General features: G+C 67.9%; 18 protein-coding genes. 7 read left to right on the top strand and 11 right to left on the bottom strand.

All coding sequences use genetic code 11. The annotated features are described in order from the left end of the window. Nucleotides 1-35: 35 nt before the first annotated feature. Nucleotides 36-470 (bottom strand): T6SS immunity protein Tdi1 domain-containing protein, encoded by a 435-nt coding sequence (locus ON43_RS38160; protein ID WP_051179876.1) that lies wholly within the window; start codon nt 468-470, stop codon nt 36-38. Between the two features lie 95 nt (nt 471-565). Between ON43_RS38160 and ON43_RS38155 the strand changes: the two genes are divergently transcribed. Then, nucleotides 566-1549 (top strand): cyclase family protein, encoded by a 984-nt coding sequence (locus ON43_RS38155; RefSeq protein WP_040815566.1) that lies wholly within the window; start codon nt 566-568, stop codon nt 1547-1549. Nucleotides 1550-1622: 73 nt separating this feature from the next. Here ON43_RS38155 and ON43_RS38150 read toward each other — a convergent pair whose 3' ends face one another. Further along, on the bottom strand, nt 1623-2057 hold the full coding sequence (locus tag ON43_RS38150; RefSeq protein WP_040815565.1) for a DoxX family protein: 435 nt from the start codon (nt 2055-2057) through the stop codon (nt 1623-1625). Between the two features lie 96 nt (nt 2058-2153). Here ON43_RS38150 and ON43_RS38145 point away from each other — a divergent pair, with 96 nt between their 5' ends. Next, nucleotides 2154-2729 (top strand): TetR/AcrR family transcriptional regulator, encoded by a 576-nt coding sequence (locus ON43_RS38145; RefSeq protein ID WP_040815564.1) that lies wholly within the window; start codon nt 2154-2156, stop codon nt 2727-2729. Here ON43_RS38145 and ON43_RS38140 read toward each other — a convergent pair. Next, nucleotides 2707-3513, bottom strand: a complete 807-nt coding sequence (locus ON43_RS38140) for an alpha/beta fold hydrolase (RefSeq protein ID WP_051179875.1) — start codon at nt 3511-3513, stop codon at nt 2707-2709. The two genes, ON43_RS38145 and ON43_RS38140, sit on opposite strands and share 23 nt — an antisense overlap. Before the next feature lie 55 nt (nt 3514-3568). On the opposite strand from ON43_RS38140, the gene ON43_RS38135 reads away from it, so the two are divergent. Then, nucleotides 3569-4408, top strand: a complete 840-nt coding sequence (locus tag ON43_RS38135; protein WP_040815563.1) for a helix-turn-helix domain-containing protein — start codon at nt 3569-3571, stop codon at nt 4406-4408. Here ON43_RS38135 and ON43_RS38130 read toward each other — a convergent pair. The 3 genes from ON43_RS38130 to ON43_RS38120 form a co-directional block, all read right to left on the bottom strand. Continuing rightward, a complete protein-coding gene (locus ON43_RS38130; RefSeq protein ID WP_083914154.1) occupies nt 4403-5065 on the bottom strand; it encodes a cytochrome b in 663 nt (220 codons plus the stop codon). The two genes, ON43_RS38135 and ON43_RS38130, sit on opposite strands and share 6 nt — an antisense overlap. Continuing rightward, nucleotides 5062-6129: a catalase family peroxidase gene (locus tag ON43_RS38125; RefSeq protein ID WP_040815562.1), complete on the bottom strand. Its 1068-nt coding sequence runs from the start codon at nt 6127-6129 to the stop codon at nt 5062-5064. The genes ON43_RS38130 and ON43_RS38125 overlap by 4 nt, the downstream gene beginning before the upstream one ends. A gap of 478 nt (nt 6130-6607) precedes the next feature. After that, nucleotides 6608-7816, bottom strand: coding sequence for an FAD-dependent oxidoreductase (locus ON43_RS38120; protein ID WP_051179872.1), 1209 nt, complete (start codon nt 7814-7816; stop codon nt 6608-6610). A 228-nt stretch (nt 7817-8044) separates the two neighbouring features. On the opposite strand from ON43_RS38120, the gene ON43_RS38115 reads away from it, so the two are divergent. After that, nucleotides 8045-8392: a DoxX family protein gene (locus ON43_RS38115; protein WP_040815561.1), complete on the top strand. Its 348-nt coding sequence runs from the start codon at nt 8045-8047 to the stop codon at nt 8390-8392. A gap of 23 nt (nt 8393-8415) precedes the next feature. Continuing rightward, nucleotides 8416-8808 carry a nitroreductase/quinone reductase family protein gene (locus tag ON43_RS38110; RefSeq protein ID WP_040815560.1) on the top strand — a complete coding sequence of 131 codons (393 nt, stop codon included), beginning with the start codon at nt 8416-8418 and terminating at the stop codon, nt 8806-8808. 5 nt (nt 8809-8813) lie between these two features. Here the strand turns inward: ON43_RS38110 and hutI are convergent, their stop codons facing one another. From hutI to hutH, 4 genes are read right to left on the bottom strand one after another with little or no spacing between them, the layout of a single operon-like run. Beyond that, a complete protein-coding gene (gene hutI / locus ON43_RS38105) occupies nt 8814-10004 on the bottom strand; it encodes an imidazolonepropionase (RefSeq protein ID WP_040815559.1) in 1191 nt (396 codons plus the stop codon). Further along, nucleotides 9995-11290, bottom strand: a complete 1296-nt coding sequence (locus ON43_RS38100; protein WP_040815558.1) for a formimidoylglutamate deiminase — start codon at nt 11288-11290, stop codon at nt 9995-9997. The genes hutI and ON43_RS38100 overlap by 10 nt, the downstream gene beginning before the upstream one ends. A 15-nt stretch (nt 11291-11305) precedes the next feature. Beyond that, nucleotides 11306-12955 carry a urocanate hydratase gene (hutU, locus tag ON43_RS38095; RefSeq protein WP_040815557.1) on the bottom strand — a complete coding sequence of 550 codons (1650 nt, stop codon included), beginning with the start codon at nt 12953-12955 and terminating at the stop codon, nt 11306-11308. Then, on the bottom strand, nt 12952-14496 hold the full coding sequence (hutH, locus tag ON43_RS38090; protein WP_040815580.1) for a histidine ammonia-lyase: 1545 nt from the start codon (nt 14494-14496) through the stop codon (nt 12952-12954). The genes hutU and hutH overlap by 4 nt, the downstream gene beginning before the upstream one ends. A gap of 391 nt (nt 14497-14887) precedes the next feature. On the opposite strand from hutH, the gene ON43_RS38085 reads away from it, so the two are divergent. Beyond that, entirely contained in the window at nt 14888-15679 is a 792-nt protein-coding gene (locus tag ON43_RS38085; RefSeq protein WP_040815556.1) for an SAM-dependent methyltransferase, read from the top strand. A 10-nt stretch (nt 15680-15689) separates the two neighbouring features. Here ON43_RS38085 and ON43_RS38080 read toward each other — a convergent pair whose 3' ends face one another. After that, a complete protein-coding gene (locus tag ON43_RS38080; protein ID WP_040815555.1) occupies nt 15690-16730 on the bottom strand; it encodes a hypothetical protein in 1041 nt (346 codons plus the stop codon). 122 nt (nt 16731-16852) lie between these two features. Here ON43_RS38080 and ON43_RS38075 point away from each other — a divergent pair, with 122 nt between their 5' ends. Further along, nucleotides 16853-17206: a hypothetical protein gene (locus tag ON43_RS38075; protein ID WP_040815554.1), complete on the top strand. Its 354-nt coding sequence runs from the start codon at nt 16853-16855 to the stop codon at nt 17204-17206.

Genomic DNA, 17206 nt, shown 5'->3' with positions numbered 1-17206 from the left:
CTCCGCGCGTGCCAGCTCGTCGAACTCGTCGGGAGTCATTCGTCCTCGTGCGCCTGCGCCACAAGGTCGAAGAATACCCAGACGCCGCCCTTCTGGTACGACTCCGGCGCTTCGGACCCGCCGAGGAACGGGTACGGGGTGGCGATGTAGACCTCGTCGTCGCCGAGCGGGCCGAGTCGCTTGCGGATCTCGGCGACGTGCCCGGGTTGCAGGACGTAGGTGATGACGCTCGGGTCGAAGAGCACCTGGCTGACGAAGTCGGTGACCTCGGTGAAGACGCCGTAGTCCTTCACGCCGGGGCTGTACGGGTCGAAGATGCCGTATTCGCCGGTGCGGCTGCTCATCAGGAAGGCGTGACCGAGATCCGAGTAGCCGACGACCGTGTCGTAGGGCGGATAGGACTCGGCCCAGGCGGGCATGACCCGGTCCAGCCGCTGGTCGCCGATCAATCGGAAGGGAACGCTGGTCACTGCGCCCATCCAACCAGACCGACCGGGACTGACCCTCGACAGGCTCCGCGGGACCGGGTAAAGATCGAACCGACCCGTCGGATGGAGGCGTCCCCGTGACCGAAGCCTGGCGCAAAGCCGCTGAGAGAGTGCGCAACTGGGGACGGTGGGGTGCAGACGACCAGCTCGGGACGCTGAATCTGCTCACCCCGGAGCGCATTGCGTATGCGGCCACCCGCGCACGTCAGGGGCGCGGTATCGCGCTCGGGGTGCCGTTCGACGCGGACGGGCCGCAGGGGTCCAGCGGGTTCCGGCGCAATCCCATTCATCTGATGGCCGTCGACGGTGGTGACGCCGATCTCGCGACGCATCTCGCCGAGTGGGGCGGTGCGGGGGATGCACAGATCGCGGCCATGTACGCGAACAGTCCGATGCGGTTCAACGACGACTACATCATGATGCCGCTGCAGGCCGCGACGCAGTGGGACGCGCTCTCGCACGTGTACTACGACGGGCTGCTGTACAACGGCTATCCGGCTGCGGCCGTCACGAGCCGAGGGGCTACCAAACTCGGAATCGAGCACGTCGCGGCGCGCGGCGGTGTGGTGGGGCGCGGCGTACTGCTGGACGTCGCCAGGTACCGCGGCCTCGATCGGCTCGAACCCGCGACGGTGGTCGGCCCACACGATCTGGACGCGGTGATCGCGGCGCAGGGCGTCGAACTCCTGCCCGGCGACATCCTCGTCATCCGCACCGGCTGGTGGACCCGCTTCCTCGAAACCCGCAGGCAGTCCGAATGGTTCGGCGGCAGTCCGGGATTGAGCTGGCGCTGCGCGGAATGGCTGCACGAGCACGACATCGCCGCGGTGGCCGTCGACAATCCCGCCGTCGAGGTGATGCGCCCCGAGGACGGCGTGATGATGCCCCTGCACATGCTGGCGCTGCGCGATATGGGCATGCCGCTCGGCGAGATCTGGGACCTGGAGGCACTGGGCCGCGACTGCGCCGAGGACGGGGTCTACGACTTCCTGCTGTGCGCGCCCGCCCTGAACGTTCCGGGCGCGGTGGGATCCCCGATCAGCCCGGTCGCGATCAAATGACTGGCTGGACCTGAAAATGACTCAATCGGCATGAATTCGGGGCCACGGCTATTCCCCTGGCCCCGAACACTTTTCAGAACGCGGCGAGCACGCATGCCGCGATGAAGACCACCTGAACCAGCCCGCGCAGGGGCAGCGGCATGGTCTTGATTCCGCCGCTCGCACGCGCGGCGCGGATGTTTGCGGGGAACAGGAACAGCAGCATCAGGGCCAGGCAGACCGCGGCGAGCGGTGCGGCCCAGGGGATGAGAAGGCCGATCGCTCCGGCCAATTCGAGTACGCCGGTCAGGGTGACCAGGGCGGCCGGGTTGGGCAGGCGCGGCGGGATCATGGCGATCAGGGCGTCGCGGCGGGGCTGCAGGAAGTGCGCGGAGGCGGTGAGGGCGAACATGGCGGCCAGGCCGAGGCGGACGGCATGCGGCCAGGAGTTCAGCCAGTCGGTGGCGTGCAGCAGGCCGGCCAGTCGGGCCAGCCCGGTGACGATGATGAGAACGATGAGGGGGGCCATCGCGGACTCCTCGTGATCGGAGCAATCTAGACACTGACAAGATAGGCGCGACCTCGGGAACTTGTCAATGTCTAGATTCTGGGCGACCATCGAGGAGTGACGAAGAGCGCGTATCACCACGGAGATCTGCGGACCGCCCTGCTGCGGGCCGCCGCCGAGCAGATCGCGGCCGAGGGGGTCGATTCGGTGTCGCTGCGGGCGCTGGCGCAGCGGGCCGGGGTGTCGCACGCGGCCCCGGCGCATCATTTCGGAAATCGGCAAGGCCTGCTGACCGCGCTCGCGATCGAGGGTTTCGAGCTGCTCGATGCCGAATTACGTTCGGCGTCAGGTGATTTCCGCGAGGTCGCGGTCGCCTACATCCGGTTCGCGCGCAATCATCCCGGGCATTTCGACGTGATGTTCCGGCACGATCTGCTGCGCGCGGACGATGAGCGATTGATCGCCGCTCGGACCCGCTCCGGCGGCGAATTGAGTTCCGGAGTACTGGAACTGGGGATACCGGCGACGGGCGGACCTGCCGCCCGATTGGCGGCCTGGTCGCTCGTGCACGGCTTCGCCACCCTGTGGCGCGAAGGTGCACTGACCGATTCCACGCTCGGCGGCGACGATCCCGAGCAGTTGGCCCGCGCCATGGTCGCCGCCATCGAGTTCAAAGGGGCGAAGGCGAAGTAGCGGCCAGGTGGTCGAGCGCCGCGCGGATCTCGGCAGCGAGCGCCTGTGGGTTCTCCAGCGGTGAAAGGTGTCCCGTGTCCGGGAGGATCCGCATCGTCGCGGTGGGCAGGTAGGGCAGCAGGTGTTCGGTGAGCACCGCCGGTGGGTCGACCCGGTCGTGCTCACCCGCCAGGACCAGAACCGGAGCGTCGATGCGCGGAACGATGGCGGAAATGTCGCGGGCGATGGAGTCCAGTGCCCAGGCCTCGTGCGCGGCCGCCGATCCGGCGAGACTGTCGTGAATCACCTGCTCGCGCAACGTATCCGGAAGCGGCCGGTGAGCGAGGACATGGACGAGCGCCTGGGCGACGGCATCCGCGCTGTCGTAGGCGTGCACCAGTTGCCGCTGTTCGTCGGGAGTGACGACCGGGCGCGCGGGCGCCGGAGCGATGAGCACCACGCCTTCCAGCCCGGCCGGACGACGGGATGCCAGCAACTGCGCGATCTTTCCGCCCATCGAATGCCCGATCAGCACGAAGCGCTCCGGTGCGAGCTCGGTGAGCAGGCATTGGGCGTCGGCGGCCAGCTGGGAGATGTCGTATGGGCCGGGCAGCTCCCGGGACTCGCCCCACCCGCGATGGTCATAAGTGACCATTCGCCCCGGATATTCAAGCTGGTCGATGAGCGGATCCCAGGTGCGGTGCGACCCGCCCCAGTAGTGCAGGAATACCAGTGTCGGCGCGTCGGACACGCCCTCGTGCAGGTGAATCGGAAGTGATCCTCCGGCAACGGCGATTTTCTTCATACCTGGACGGTATGGTCCCCAAACCCGTCCCGGCCAGGTAGATTCGTGACCGCTCATGGTCAAAAATGGACAACCGATTCGAACCCTGCAATACGCGCTCAAGCCCGGCTCGGCCACGGGCCTGGAACTGCTGACCTTCGACCAGCTGCGCCCCATGCCGGTGGCCGGTCGCGCCGTGGTCCGCGGCGACTTCCACGTCCTCGCCCACTGCACCGCCGGAACCGGCAGCATCACAGTCGATTTCGTCACCCACCCCCTCACCGCCGGCACCCTCGCCTGGATCCGCCCCGGCTGGACCCACCGCTGGGACGACCTCACCGACCTCCACGGCTACGCCCTCCTCTGCCGCCCCGAACTCATCCCTGCCGCAGCCCAAGCCCACCTCCCCTCCCCCGCCACCCCACCGATCCTCCCCGCCACCCCTCTCACCGACGCCGCCTTCACCCACCTGATCACCGAATACACCGCCACCCCACCCAACCCCGCCATCCTCCGCCACCTCCTCAGCGCCCTCGCCCTCCGCCTCTCCACCGCCCTCCCACCCCTCCCCGACCCCACCGACCTCTTCGACCGCTTCGCCCGCCTGGCCGAGCGCTACCACTCCCAAACCCGCGAAGTCGCCTGGTACGCAGCCCAACTCGGCTACTCCCCCCGAACCCTCTCCCGCGCGGTCCAAGCCGCCACCTCCACCACCGCCAAGCAATACCTCAACGCCCGAGTAACCCTCGAAGCCAAACGCCTCCTCGCCCACTCCCCCATCACCACCGCCGAATGCGCCCGCCGCCTCGGCTTCGACGACCCCGCCAACTTCACCAAATTCTTCCGAACCCAAACCTCCACCACCCCAACCCAATTCCGCCTCACCCTCACCGCCCCGCCCTCACACCCGCTATGAACTCCGTCGTTCACGCCGCAGACGGGAGGCCGGGAGCATCCGGCGCAGCAAACCGTCGCGGAGGACGACGGCGTGCCAGAGCACCGCGCACATGTGGGCGGTGAACAGTGCCAGCAGGGCGTAGGCCAGCCAGGTATGGACGAGGTGCAGTTCGGCGTACAGGCGCGCGTTTTCGGGGGCGATGGCCGGTAGGCGCACCTCGCCGGCGACCCGCACCGGTATGCCCGATGCCGATACCAGCGCCCAGCCGAGCAGCGGTTGCAGGGTGAACAGCACGTACAAGGTCAGCTCCGAGGCGAACGCGGCCCAGCGCTCACCGCGGGACAGGCGTGCGTGCGAGGCAGGGGCACGGCGCAGTACTCGATTGGCCATGCGCACCAAGGCCAGAGCCAGGATGGCCAGGCCGACCGTGCGGTGAATGCTCAGCAGCACACCGTAATCGCCGATCGTCCCGACCATGGCGGCGCCGAGGAACAACATGGCGACGATCAGCACCGCCATCAGCCAGTGCAGCCCCCGCGTCAGCGGATCGAAGGCGGGGTCGGGCTCGGGTTCGAGTGAATCTTCCTGGGAATCACCGTGTTCCAGCTGTTCACCGTCGGGTTCGGCGAGCAGAGCGCCCACCACCGGGGTGGATTCGTCGGTGGACTCGCTCATGCCAGGTCCTCCGCGCACAGCGGCTGCCGCGCGGCCCGCTCGCCCGCACGACGACGGTAGGACTCGGCGTAGGCGGCCGAACGGGCTTGCAGCACAGGGTCGTCGGAGGCGGCCAGACCCTTCGGAAGGACGAGCGGATCGAAATTCACATCCCGCACATTGACGGCGGTCTCGGTGGCGATATCGGTCACCACCACGGTGCCCAGCTCGATGCGGCGTCGGTCGGCCGACCAGGCGACGGTCGGGTCATCGGTCGGGTCGACACCCCGAATACCCACCACCGCAATCATTTTCCACCGCACCGGACCCCGGCGGATATCGCGAGCCAGACTCGCGAAGAGCTGATCGTCCCCGGACGCGGCGGTAGCGTCGACGGTTTCGGGTTCCAGCCGCCACCGCACCGGCGTCGCGCGCCCGTGGGCATCGACGCATTCGAAGGCATTGAGACCGTGGAAGGTCGATGTCGCGAAGCTCGCGGTGGCCGGCTGCTGTTCGATGACCCGCAGTGCGGCGGCGGTCTTCGGATGCGCGCCCACGTAGTCACACACCCGCGCGGGATCGGGTTTCCCGGTCCCCGGGTCGGGTGCGTAAGCGGCGGTGCGGTCGTGGAAGTCCTGCGCCGAGGCATCGGTGAAGACCGGGATATTGAGCAACGCCAGCCGCCATTCCTCACCCTCGGGCAAGGCCAGCCGCAGCCCGAATCCCCTACGCGCAGCGGCGGTATCGGGCGTGAAGGGCTTCCCTCCGGCCAGCGAGAACCGCCCGTCGAACCGATAGCTGCCCGCCCGGAACACCGACGCGGCCGAAAGCTCCGCGCCGTCACCACTGCTGTCGAATCGCCCCGCGACCGCGATCCCCTTCGCGTGGTTACGCCGATACCCCGGCACGAACCCATTGGCGCTCTGCAAACCATCCACGACCCGACGCGCGGTCAACCGCGCCGGCCCCACCGCGTTCCCGGCGAACAGAAACCCCCCGACACTGACCGCCCCCGCCCCGGCAACCAGACCCGCGCCCAGCACGGCGCGCCGGCTCGGTCGTGGCGGCATATCCTCCCAATCCATACCTGGCTCCTCGCATCGATTCCCGAAACGAGATCCACGATCGTGTGCAACGCACCTCGAAGTCGAACCAAAACAGCCGATCCACCGAACAGTTCACAGTTCGGTAAGAACTCCCCACGTCTACCCCGGTCGGGACGTCTCAACTCCAACAGCTCGCACTCGATACCCCGAGTGCACCACCCATCGGCACGCCCGGCCATCTCGAATGGGCCTATTCCTACATTTCCGCACGGAATTTGGCAGGAAACTGCCATCCCACACCGGTTTGTGTAGGAATAGGCCCATCACCAGCGAGGACGAGGCGAATATTCGGGGCGGGCCGGCCACGCACCGACATCAGAACTCCGCCTGAACCCGCAGGCACTTCCGGACATTCGCGGCCAGCAGCAGCTCATGCACCAGGAGAATGCACTGAGGCAGAGGCCTTCTCGACGTTTGCGTGCCCGAATGCATTCTCGTCGACGGGCCGTTGGGGTGGTTAGTTGTTGGCGCGGTGGATGGAGCGTTGGACGAGGGTGCGGAGGATGGGGAGTTGGATTGCGCGGAGCAGTAGTTCGGTCGCTCGCACGTGGGTGCGGGAGGGTGGGGCGAATCGGGCTATGCCCTTGCGTGCCAGGGCTTGTCGCTTGTGCACCTCCGGGCGTAGTGCGGTTTCCCAGGTGTGGAGGGCGGTGGGGATGTTGTTGCCGTGTGCCGCCAGTGCGGTGCCGAGGCGGTCGGCGCCGTCGAGGGCCAGGGCGGCGCCGTAGCCGGCGAATACCGTTACGCACCAGGCCGCGTCGCCGAGCAGGACGACTCGGCCATGGCTCCAGCGGTCCAGCTCGATTTGGCCGACCGAATCGAAGTAGGCGGCGCCGGGGGCGGTGTCGAGTTGAGCGAGTGCGTCGGCGACGCCGCCGCCGAGGTCGCCGAAGGCGCGGGTGAGGGCGGGTGCGGCGCCGAGAGCGAGTTCGGCGCCGGGGTCGGGGCAGCGGTAGGCGAAGAACGCCGAGGACCTTTCCGGGCCCATGTTCATCACCGCGGCCGTGCGTCCGGGACCGATGAACGTGTGGCCCAGACCGTCGGGCATGTGGGCGGGAGGTGTTTCCAGCGGAAACGCGCCGACCATATGGCCCAGGTCCACGAAATACTCGGACTCGGCACCGAATACGAGCTCTCGAACGCGGGAGTGCACGCCGTCGGCGCCGACGAGGAGTTCGGTGTGGAGGTGGGTGCCGTCGCTGAGGGTGACGTCGACCTCGCCAGGGGACTGGGTGATGGCGCCTACGGTGGTGCCGAAACGGATATCGGCGAACTCGGCGACGGCGTCGTAGAGTGCCGACTCCAGATCGCCGCGGAACAAGCTCAATGCCCGGTCCCCGACAGCGGCCTCGGTGACCGCGGCGGGAATCCGGAGCTTCTCGCGGCCGTCGGCGTGGACCAGTGCCGAGGTGAAGAATCCGAGATCGCGAGGGGTCAACGCCGGTAGCAGCCCGAGCCGCTCGGCGGCGGCATATCCGGGTCCGTGCAGGTTCACCAGGTAACCACCACTGCGACGACTCGGCGCGCGTTCGACCACGACGACGTCCCAGCCCTCCTGACGCAGTCGCAGCGCGGCAGCCAACCCGGCGATGCCCGCGCCGATGACCGTTGCCCGCCTGCCCGATGACTCGACCTGCCGGTGCGCAGCACTTTCGAAGGCTTCCATTGCGACTCCTCGGTTCGATGTGCGGTCGGCGAGAGCCATCCACGACCCATCGCCTTGCGTCAACTAATAGTTGACGCAAGATCCTCCGTCAACCACTAGTTGACGACTGCTTCGGCAGCACACCGCCGTCAGGCGCTCAAAGGCGATTGACCAGCAGATGTCACACATCGGGGACGCGTTCCGTCATTCAGGCGATCGAGTGATCGTTACCGAAAGGACGTGAGTTTCATGAATATCGCCTACCACATCGTCGGGGTCGTGGCTGCTCTGTGGATCGGGTTCTCGGGGTATTCGCTGTTTTCGAAGAAGGAATTCGTGGTGGAGCCGCTGGTGCAATATGGCGTGCCGCAGTCGTGGTGGAATTTGCTGGCGCTGGCGAAATCGGCTGGGGCGCTGGGTCTTGTCGCCGGGTTCTTCGTTCCGGCGGTGGGTGTCGCGGCGGCCGTCTGCTTGATTCTGTATTTCGCCGGGGCGGCGGCCACGACCATTCGCGCTCGCTCGTACAAGACAACACCGTTCCCGCTGCTCTACCTGGCTCCGGCCGCGGCGACGCTGGTGTTGCAGCTCGCACGGTGAGGCCTGGTGCTAGCGTCGGTGACATGGTGAACCGACGCGATGTGCAGCATGCGCTGGTGACGGGATTTCAACGGCGAGTTGGTAATCCGATTCTGGGACGATTGCCCGTCCAGACGTTGCTGGAGACGACCGGACGGGTCAGCGGACAGCCGCGGATCACACCGATCGGCGGGCGGCGGAGCGGCAATTCCTTCTGGCTGGTCTCCGAATTCGGCACCCGGTCCCAATATGTTCGAAATATTCAGGCCGACAATCGGGTTCGGCTGCGGCTGCGCGGCCGGTGGCATACCGGCACCGCCCACCTGCTGCCCGATGATGATCCCATCGCCCGTCTGCGCTCGCTGCCGAGGGCGAACAGTGCGGCGGTGCGGGTGGTGGGCACCGATCTGATGACGGTGCGGATCGATCTGGATTGACGGCGCTACCCCGGGAGCGATCCGAAAACCTCCGCACCCCTGAGCCATACCGACCGGGTGAGGGGTACACCGGGCCGGTAGGCGAGGTGGATGGCGGAGGGGGCGTCGAGGATGTGGAGGTTGGCGGTGGCGGTGGGGCGGAGAACGCCTACCGCACCGGAGGCGGCGAGGTCGTGGGAGAGGGACAGGGCCGCGCCCGCGGTGGCCGCGTAAATGGCCTCCGAGACCGTGAGGCCCATTTGAAGGATGGCCGTGGTGACGCAGTATGGCATCGAGGTGGTGTACGAGGATCCCGGATTGGCGTTGGTGGCCAGCGCTATTCGGGCTCCGGCGTCGAGTAGGCGGCGGGCCGGGGGTAGGGGTTGGCGGGTGGAGAGGTCGCAGGCGGGGAGGAGGGTGGCGACCGTGTCGGAGGCGGCCAGGGCCTCGATGTCGGTGTCGGTGAGGTAGGTGCAGTGGTCGACGCTGGCTGCGCCGTGGTGGACGGCCAGTTGGACGCCTGGGCCGGGGGCCAGTTGGTTGCCGTGGATTCGGAGGCCGAGGCCTCGGGACTTTCCTGCTTCGAGGACTCGGGCGGATTGGGTGGCGTCGAAAGCGCCTGTCTCGCAGAAGACGTCGATCCAGCGGACGTGGTCGGCGACGGCGTCGAGCATGGGGCCGCAGACCAGGTCGAGGTAGGTGTCGGGGGTGAAGTCGGGTGGGACTACGTGGGCGCCGAGGAAGGTGACCTCGTCCGCTACTTCGGCTGCCAGTGAGGCGCAGCGCTTTTCGTCGGGGACGGTGAGGCCGTAGCCGGTTTTGGTTTCGAGGTAGGTGGTGCCCTGGCGGAGGGCTTCGGTGCGCAGGCGGCGGAGGTTCGCGGCGAGGGCGTCGTCGGTTGCGGCTCGGGTGGCGGCGACGGTGGTGTGGATTCCTCCGGCGGAGTATGGGATTCCGCTCAGGCGGGCGCCGAATTCCTCGGTGCGGTCGCCGGCGAAGACCAGGTGGGTGTGGCTGTCGACCCAGCCGGGGAGGACGGCGCGGCCGCCGACATCGACACGGTGATCGGCGTCGGGGGCGGAGGCGGACGGGCCGATCCAGCTGATGCGGTCGCCCTCCAGGACCAGGGCGGCATCGCGCATGACGCCGAATTCGTCTGTGTTGGTGGTGAGTTCACCGATGCCGGTGATGACGGTCGCGGCGGGGTTCACTGCCATAGCGCTCCGATCTCGGTGGCGAGGGCGGCGGGCACATCGGTGACGGTTCGGTGGGTGCGGTCGCGCACCACCCAGCGGCCCGCGATCATCACGTCGGTGACGTCGGATGCCGTTGCCGCGAAGAGGATTCCGGCGTCCTTCGCGCCAGCCGTGCGGGACGACTCGGTGTCCACACACACCAGGTCGGCATCGCGGCCGGGTGCGATCGCTCCCAGGTTCGTCCACCCGGACGCGGCGTGCGCGGTGGCCGCGGCGAGCAGTTCGCCGACCTCGAAGCATCCCCGTCGCCCGCTCGCGAGTCGCTCGTGGAGTTCCAGCGCCCGCGTCTCGAACCAGGGATCGATGATCGACTGACCGTCGCTGCCGAGCGAGACGCGCACACCCGCATCCGCGAGGGCACGGGCCGGGCCGATGCCGTCGCCGAGATCGGCCTCGGTGCTGGGGCACAGGCAAACCCAGCAGCCGGACAGCTCGGCTATGTCGCCGGGCGTGAGGTGCGTGGCATGCACCGCCACCGTGCGCGGAATGAGAGCACCTGCCGCCGAAAGCAATTGGGTCGGCGTGCAGCCGTGGACGGCCAGACACTCCTCGTTCTCGCGGGGTTGTTCCGACAGGTGCACATGCAGCGGCCGCCCGGCCGCACCGCGCACGACCACGGGTATCTGCTCGGCGGGCACGGCACGCACCGAGTGGATGGCAGCGCCGGTAATGACCAATTCACCTGCCGGATCGAAGGATTCGACGCGACGCGCCCAAGCCTCGGCATCCCCATCGTCGAACCGCTGCTGCACCCCCGTGGTCGGCTCACCGAAACCACCTGCCAGATAACACACATCGAGCAGCGTCAGCCGAATCCCCGCATCGGCAGCCGCGGCGACCAGAGCGTGGGAGAACTCGTTCGGGTCGGCATACCGCTGCCCGCGCCCCGGATGGTGCAGGTAATGGAACTCGGCGACACTCGTATACCCGGCCAGCACCATCTCCGCGTACACCGCCCGCGCCAGCCGATAGTACGAATCCGGCTCCAATCGCCGTGCCACCGCGTACATCTGCTCCCGCCAGGTCCAGAAGCTACCGCGATCGCCATGCGTCCGCCCGCGCAGCGCCCGATGAAAGGCGTGCGAGTGCCCGTTGGCGAAGCCGGGCACCACGAGTCCGGAAAGCACCGTCCCGCAGGGCTTCTCACCGGCGACCACCGAGGTGATGACTCCCTCGGCGATATCGATCCGCACGGCCTCCGCCACTCCGCCGGGCAGCCACGCTCGCGGACACCAGTAGGTACTCATTCGCCCGTCACCGATTCACTCCTCCCACATCGGAATCCGAACATCCTTGGCGCGAGCGACGGCCTCCGCCTCCGGATACCCGGCATCGACATGACGTAGGACCCCCATCCCCGGATCATTGGTCAACACCCGCTCGATCTTCTGCCCCGCGAGCGCGGTGCCGTCGGCGACGGTGACCTGCCCGGCATGAATGGAGCGCCCCATCCCCACCCCGCCACCGTGATGAATGGACACCCAACTGGCCCCCGACGCGGTATTCACCAGCGCATTGAGCAGCGGCCAGTCGGCAATGGCGTCCGACCCGTCGGCCATGGACTCGGTTTCCCGGTACGGCGAGGCGACCGACCCGCAGTCGAGGTGGTCGCGGCCGATCACGATGGGTGCGGAAACCTCTCCGCGCGAGACCATTTCGTTGAACCGCACCCCGGCGGCCTGCCGTTCGCCGTAACCCAGCCAGCAGATGCGGGCGGGCAGCCCTTGGAACGCGACGCGGTCACCGGCCAGGCGAATCCAGCGCGCGAGGGATTCATTCTCGGGAAACAACTCGAGCATCGCCCGGTCGGTGGCGGCGATATCGGCGGGATCACCCGACAGCGCGACCCACCGGAACGGCCCCTTCCCTTCGCAGAACAGCGGCCGAATGTAGGCGGGCACGAACCCGGGAAAGTCGAAGGCGCGCTCGTAACCCGCCAGCTTCGCCTCCCCCCGAATCGAATTGCCGTAGTCGAACACCTCGGCCCCGCGATCCATGAACCCGACCATGGCCCCCACGTGCATGGCCATCGAATCCCGTGCGCGACGGGTGAATTCGTCCGGCTTCTTGCTCGCGTAGTCGTCCCAGTCCTCCAGCGCGATCCCGATCGGCAGATACGTCAGCGGATCGTGTGCGGAGGTCTGGTCGGTGACGATATCCACCTCGACCTCGCGCCGCAGCAACTCCGGCAGCACCTCGGCGGCGTTCCCGATCAACCCCACCGACAACGCCCGCCGCTCGGCCTTGGCGGCCAGCACCCGCCGCAGCGCGTCGTCCAGATCGTCGGCGATCTCGTCCAGATACCGCGTCTCGACCCGTCGCCGCGCATGCCGCGGATTGCATTCGATGCACAACGCCACCCCGCCGTTCATGGTCACCGCCAGCGGCTGCGCCCCGCCCATTCCACCGAGACCCGCGGTGAGCGTGAGTGTTCCGGCCAGGCTGCCGCCGAATCGCTTGGCCGCCACCGCCGCGAACGTCTCATAGGTCCCCTGCAGAATCCCCTGCGTCCCGATATAGATCCAGGACCCGGCCGTCATCTGCCCGTACATGGTGAGCCCGGCCGCCTCCAGCCGCCGGAACTCCGGCCAATTCGCCCAGTCCGGAACGAGATTCGAGTTGGCGATCAGCACCCGCGGCGCCCATTCGTGGGTGCGTGCCACCCCCACCGGCTTACCGGATTGCACCAGCAGCGTCTCGTCCTCGCGCAGGTCGACCAGGGTGCGGGCGATGGCGTCGAAACTGGGCCAGTCACGGGCCGCCTTACCGGTGCCGCCGTACACGACCAGATCCTCCGGCCGCTCGGCGACATCGGGATCCAGGTTGTTGTGCAGCATGCGCCAGGCCGCCTCGGTCTGCCACGAGCGTGCGGTGAGCGCCGAGCCCCGCGCGGCGCGAACGGTTCTGGTCATGACGAAACCCCCAATGCGAGAAGGTGATCCAACGCCCCCGACCGCACCAGGTCGACGACGGCGGCGATATCGGGTGCGAGATGCCGATCCGGTCCCGGCCCGGGCACCCGCTCCCGCAGCAGATCCCGCACCGCACCCGTCACCGGCGCGGGCCGCAGCGGCGCGCGGAAGTCCAAGGCCCTTGCCGCGGTGAGCAATTCGATGGAGAGCACGGTCGTCAGCCCGTCCACCGCGCGGCGCAGCTTCCGGGCGGCCGCCCAGCCCATGGACACATGATCCTCCTGCATGGCGCTGGACGGAATCGAATCCACCGAGGCCGGTACGGCGCACCGCTTCAGCTCCGACACCACCCCGGCCTGCGTGTACTGCGCGATCATGTACCCGGAGTCCACGCCCGGGTCGGCGGCCAGGAACGCGGGCAGCCCGTGCGAGCGGTGCACATCCAGCATCCGGTCGGTGCGCCGCTCGGCAATGCTCGCCACATCCGCGACGGCGATGGCCAGGAAGTCCAGCACATAGCCCACCGGCGCACCGTGGAAGTTGCCGTTGGATTCCACTCGCCCGTCCGCCAGCACCACGGGATTGTCGATGGCGGAAGACAATTCGCGCTCGGCGACCGTCGACGCATGGTCCAGGGTGTCCCGCGCCGCACCGTGCACCTGCGGCGCGCACCGCAGCGAGTACGCGTCCTGCACCCGCGGGCAGTCCTCGCCCCGATGGCTGGCCACGATCTCCGACCCGTCCAGCGCCGCCCGCATGCGCGCCGCGGACACCGCCTGCCCGGGATGCGGCCGCAGGGCCTGCAGCTCGGCCGCGAACACCCGATCGGTGCCCAGCTGCGCCTCCACGCTCATGGCGGCGGTCAGGTCGGCCAGATCCAGTAGTCGGCGCAGATCCTCGATGGCCAACACCAGCATGCCCAGCATGCCGTCGGTGCCATTGGTCAGCGCCAGACCTTCCTTCTCCACCAACGTGATCGGCGTCAACCCGTGTTCGGCCAGCAGCGGCGCGATGGGCCGCGGCCCGTCCGGCCCGAGCACCGAGCCCTCGCCCATGAGCGCCAGGGCGACCGCGGCCAGCGGGGCCAGATCACCCGAGCACCCCAGCGATCCGTATTCCGGCACAACGGGAATCAGCCCGCTGTCCAGCATTCCGGCCAGCGCCCGCGCGGTCTCGGGCCGCACCCCGGTGTGCCCGGACAGCAGCGTGCGCAGCCGCAGCAGCATCATGGCCCGCACCACCTCGGCCTCCACCGGTTCCCCCGCCCCGGCGGCATGCGAGCGAATCAGCGAGCGCTGCAGATCGATTCGCCGGTCCGGTGGAATGTGTCGCAGCGCCAGCGCCCCGAACCCGGTGGACACCCCGTACACCGGCCGATCGCTGTGCGCCAGCTCGTCGATGTGCCCCCGCACCCGCGCCAGCTCGGCCAGGGCATCCGAGGCCACCTCCACCCGCGCCCCGTGGCGGGCCACCGCCACCACCGCCGCCGGGCTCAAGGGCCCCGCCCCCACCGGCACCCGCTCGGTTCCGATTCGCGTCATGAGCACCATTCCATCCCTTCCACCCCTCCGGATCGAGCTCCCACGGCGAGGTTTCGGCCGATTTTTCGCGGCGGCCGCAGTGGCATTTTTCCCGCGGGAGGCGGCACAGCCCCCAATAATGCCGCCAAATACGGACTAATAGGACCAGATTCGCCGGTCCGGCTCGGTACGCACCGCAGCCCGGCCCAGCGGAAGCAGTGATCACCCGCGGGAGATCGACCCCATCCCGAGCGGTCGGCCGTATCGAATCACCTCATGCGACCGGCGAGACGACCGGACGGTCGAATTGTGTAGCGCGGCAATCCCTGGGAGGTTGCCGCCAAGCTGCGCGTTTTCCTCTGGGGAGGGCCGCGGATTGGTTACGATCGGCGGGGAAGTCGAGGGAGGTGCGGTGCCTGAGAACAATCGAGTACCGGTTGGCGTGGACCCGTTCCGGCCCAACCCTGCTCGTGTGTACAACTACATGCTCGGTGGCAAGGACAATTACGACGCCGATCGCGATTACGGCGATCGGATGCTCGAGGTCGCACCCGACACCAAGATCACCGCATGGCACAGCCGTCGCTTCCTGTTGCAAGCCGTCCGTGAGGCCGCCGAGGCGGGCATCCGCCAGTTCATCGATATCGGCGCGGGCATCCCGATCTCCCCGAATGTGCACGAGGTGGCCCAGGAGATCGAGCCGACCGCGATCGTGGCGTCCATCGATTTCGATCCCGTGGTCTATGCCCACAGCAATGCCCTGCTGACCGGCGCGCCGGGCGTGACGCCGATCGTCGCCGACATTCGCGAACCCGACAAAGTTCTCGAATTGGCCCACACCGAGGCGGGCATCGACTTCTCCCAGCCGGTCGCGTTCCTGATCGTCGGCGTCCTGCACTTCGTCATGGACGACGAGAAGCCCTACGAGGCCGTGGCCCGCCTGCGCGAGGCCATGGTGCCCGGCAGCCGGCTGATCATCCAGCACGCCTCCGTCAACACCCATCCGTTCTTCAAGAACACCTCCACCACCGGAGCCCAGAACACTCCTTCCCAGCCCGAGTTCCGCGACCCGGAACGGGTACTGGAATTCTTCGAGGGCCTGGAAATGCTGCCGCCCGGGCTGCTTCCGGCCAATGAATGGCTCGATGCCCAGCTGCCCGCCACCCGCCTGGTGGTCCTCTGCGGAGTCGGCCAAAAGAACTGAGAGAGCCGAATCAGCCAGCGCCAGCCAGCGTGTCGGCCCGGGTGATGAGGGCATCCGCGATCGACCGGGGACGCCGGCCCAGGCCACAGGCGCTCGCCACGCCGTCGACCGGGCGGCGCAGCGCGGACTCGATCATGCGCAGCGTCTCGATCTGTTCTGCCTCACTGGGACTTTCGTGCACGAAGCCCGCGTAGAACCGGGTACTCGCGGGCAGTTCGAGCGCGGCGAGCGGCGCGTAGAACTCCGGCCGGGTCGCGGGCGGAATGTCACCCGCGGCCAGCGGACCGTGGACGTATTCCAGCGTCCGCCCCGAAGGCCACTGGTGGGCAATGGAATTCGCCAATCCCACCAGCGGCCGGGTATCACGCAGGGTGGCCCGGGCCTTGTTGCGCATGCTGCCCAGGCACAGGTGCACACCGATGCGCGTGCCCGGCGGAGTCGCCGCGGCCAGCTCGGCGATGCCGCGCCCGAAGCCCAGCACCGCCTCGGCCCGGCGGTGCAAGGATCGCGCCCTGGCCATCAACACCATTTCGGCGGTGGCCTCGAACTGGATCACCACATCGTCGCCGACCAGCTCACGAATGGCCGCGATATCGCGAATGGTGGCGTCGCGGAAGGCCTTCCGATGTTTGCGCACCCCGCGCATGCCCATGGCGATGAACGCCAAGGTGAAATCGGTGGGCATGCCGATCTGCAGCGACAGTTCCGGCAGATCCCGCTCCGCGCGTAGCCCACGGAAGATCGGCAGCGCCTCGCGCGCCTCACCCAGGTAACCCAGCTCCATCATGTCGCCGGTCAGCTCGACCCCGCGTGCCGCCCGGTGGATAGGGCGCTCCTTGCTGGCGAGCCACGAGCCCTCCCGCTTCACCTCCAGCGCCCCTTGCGCAACCAGATCGTCGACGATCGGCTGGATGTACCACTCGTAGCGCCGGGTCTCCCCGGTCGGTAGCGTACGCAGCCGCGAGCCCGCTCCATCGAGCATCGCCCGCATCGCATCGCCGGTGCTCTCCGCCGGAAAGCTGCCGACGAAGTGCACATTTCGCGCGCCCATACCGTGCATATTAGATCTTCAACCACGTTCCCGAATGCGCAGGTCGCGGATCACGGTGTGAGGTATCGTCATTCGCCAGAAGATGGCCGGACTCGGAACCAATCCTGGGAAGGGATTCGGTGATGAAGAAGCTCTATGCCCGTTTACTGAAGGCCTCATGTCCCGTGGATCCGGAGTCGATGGCGGTCAATCTCCCCATTATCCAGGGTGAGGTCGTCCCGTTCGCGATGTCCGAACCGGGCGTCCGGCAAGTCTTCTTCTTTCTCGACCGGCAGGACGAGACCATGTTCTCGATCACGCTGTACGACACCGAAAAAGATCTCGAGCACGCCATGGGCGTCGCCGACAGCGACCACCGCTACGACACTCTGGAACGCCTGGGCTGCACGGCGATCGACGCCCGCACGCTCGAGGTGGTCGCGGGCGCGGTGGCCGGTGACGCCGTGGAATTCGACTTCAGCCAAGGGATTTCATAA

The organism is Nocardia concava NBRC 100430 (genome assembly GCF_000308815.1).
In the GTDB taxonomy this organism is placed as follows: domain Bacteria; phylum Actinomycetota; class Actinomycetes; order Mycobacteriales; family Mycobacteriaceae; genus Nocardia; species Nocardia concava.
The sequence above is the reverse complement of the archived record's forward strand: the minus strand, read 5'-3'. Positions and strand labels throughout refer to the sequence as shown.

Coding starts and splice junctions, on each gene's coding strand:
- ON43_RS38130 (WP_083914154.1), bottom strand. CDS start 5,065: ATGAGCGAGTCCACCGACGAATCCACCCCGGTGGTGGGCGCTCTGCTC.
- ON43_RS38110 (WP_040815560.1), top strand. CDS start 8,416: ATGGTGAACCGACGCGATGTGCAGCATGCGCTGGTGACGGGATTTCAA.
- hutI (WP_040815559.1), bottom strand. CDS start 10,004: ATGGCAGTGAACCCCGCCGCGACCGTCATCACCGGCATCGGTGAACTC.
- ON43_RS38100 (WP_040815558.1), bottom strand. CDS start 11,290: ATGAGTACCTACTGGTGTCCGCGAGCGTGGCTGCCCGGCGGAGTGGCG.
- ON43_RS38115 (WP_040815561.1), top strand. CDS start 8,045: ATGAATATCGCCTACCACATCGTCGGGGTCGTGGCTGCTCTGTGGATC.
- ON43_RS38080 (WP_040815555.1), bottom strand. CDS start 16,730: ATGGGCGCGCGAAATGTGCACTTCGTCGGCAGCTTTCCGGCGGAGAGC.
- ON43_RS38150 (WP_040815565.1), bottom strand. CDS start 2,057: ATGGCCCCCCTCATCGTTCTCATCATCGTCACCGGGCTGGCCCGACTG.
- ON43_RS38140 (WP_051179875.1), bottom strand. CDS start 3,513: ATGAAGAAAATCGCCGTTGCCGGAGGATCACTTCCGATTCACCTGCAC.
- hutH (WP_040815580.1), bottom strand. CDS start 14,496: ATGACGCGAATCGGAACCGAGCGGGTGCCGGTGGGGGCGGGGCCCTTG.
- hutU (WP_040815557.1), bottom strand. CDS start 12,955: ATGACCAGAACCGTTCGCGCCGCGCGGGGCTCGGCGCTCACCGCACGC.
- ON43_RS38120 (WP_051179872.1), bottom strand. CDS start 7,816: ATGGAAGCCTTCGAAAGTGCTGCGCACCGGCAGGTCGAGTCATCGGGC.
- ON43_RS38125 (WP_040815562.1), bottom strand. CDS start 6,129: ATGGATTGGGAGGATATGCCGCCACGACCGAGCCGGCGCGCCGTGCTG.
- ON43_RS38075 (WP_040815554.1), top strand. CDS start 16,853: ATGAAGAAGCTCTATGCCCGTTTACTGAAGGCCTCATGTCCCGTGGAT.
- ON43_RS38135 (WP_040815563.1), top strand. CDS start 3,569: ATGGTCAAAAATGGACAACCGATTCGAACCCTGCAATACGCGCTCAAG.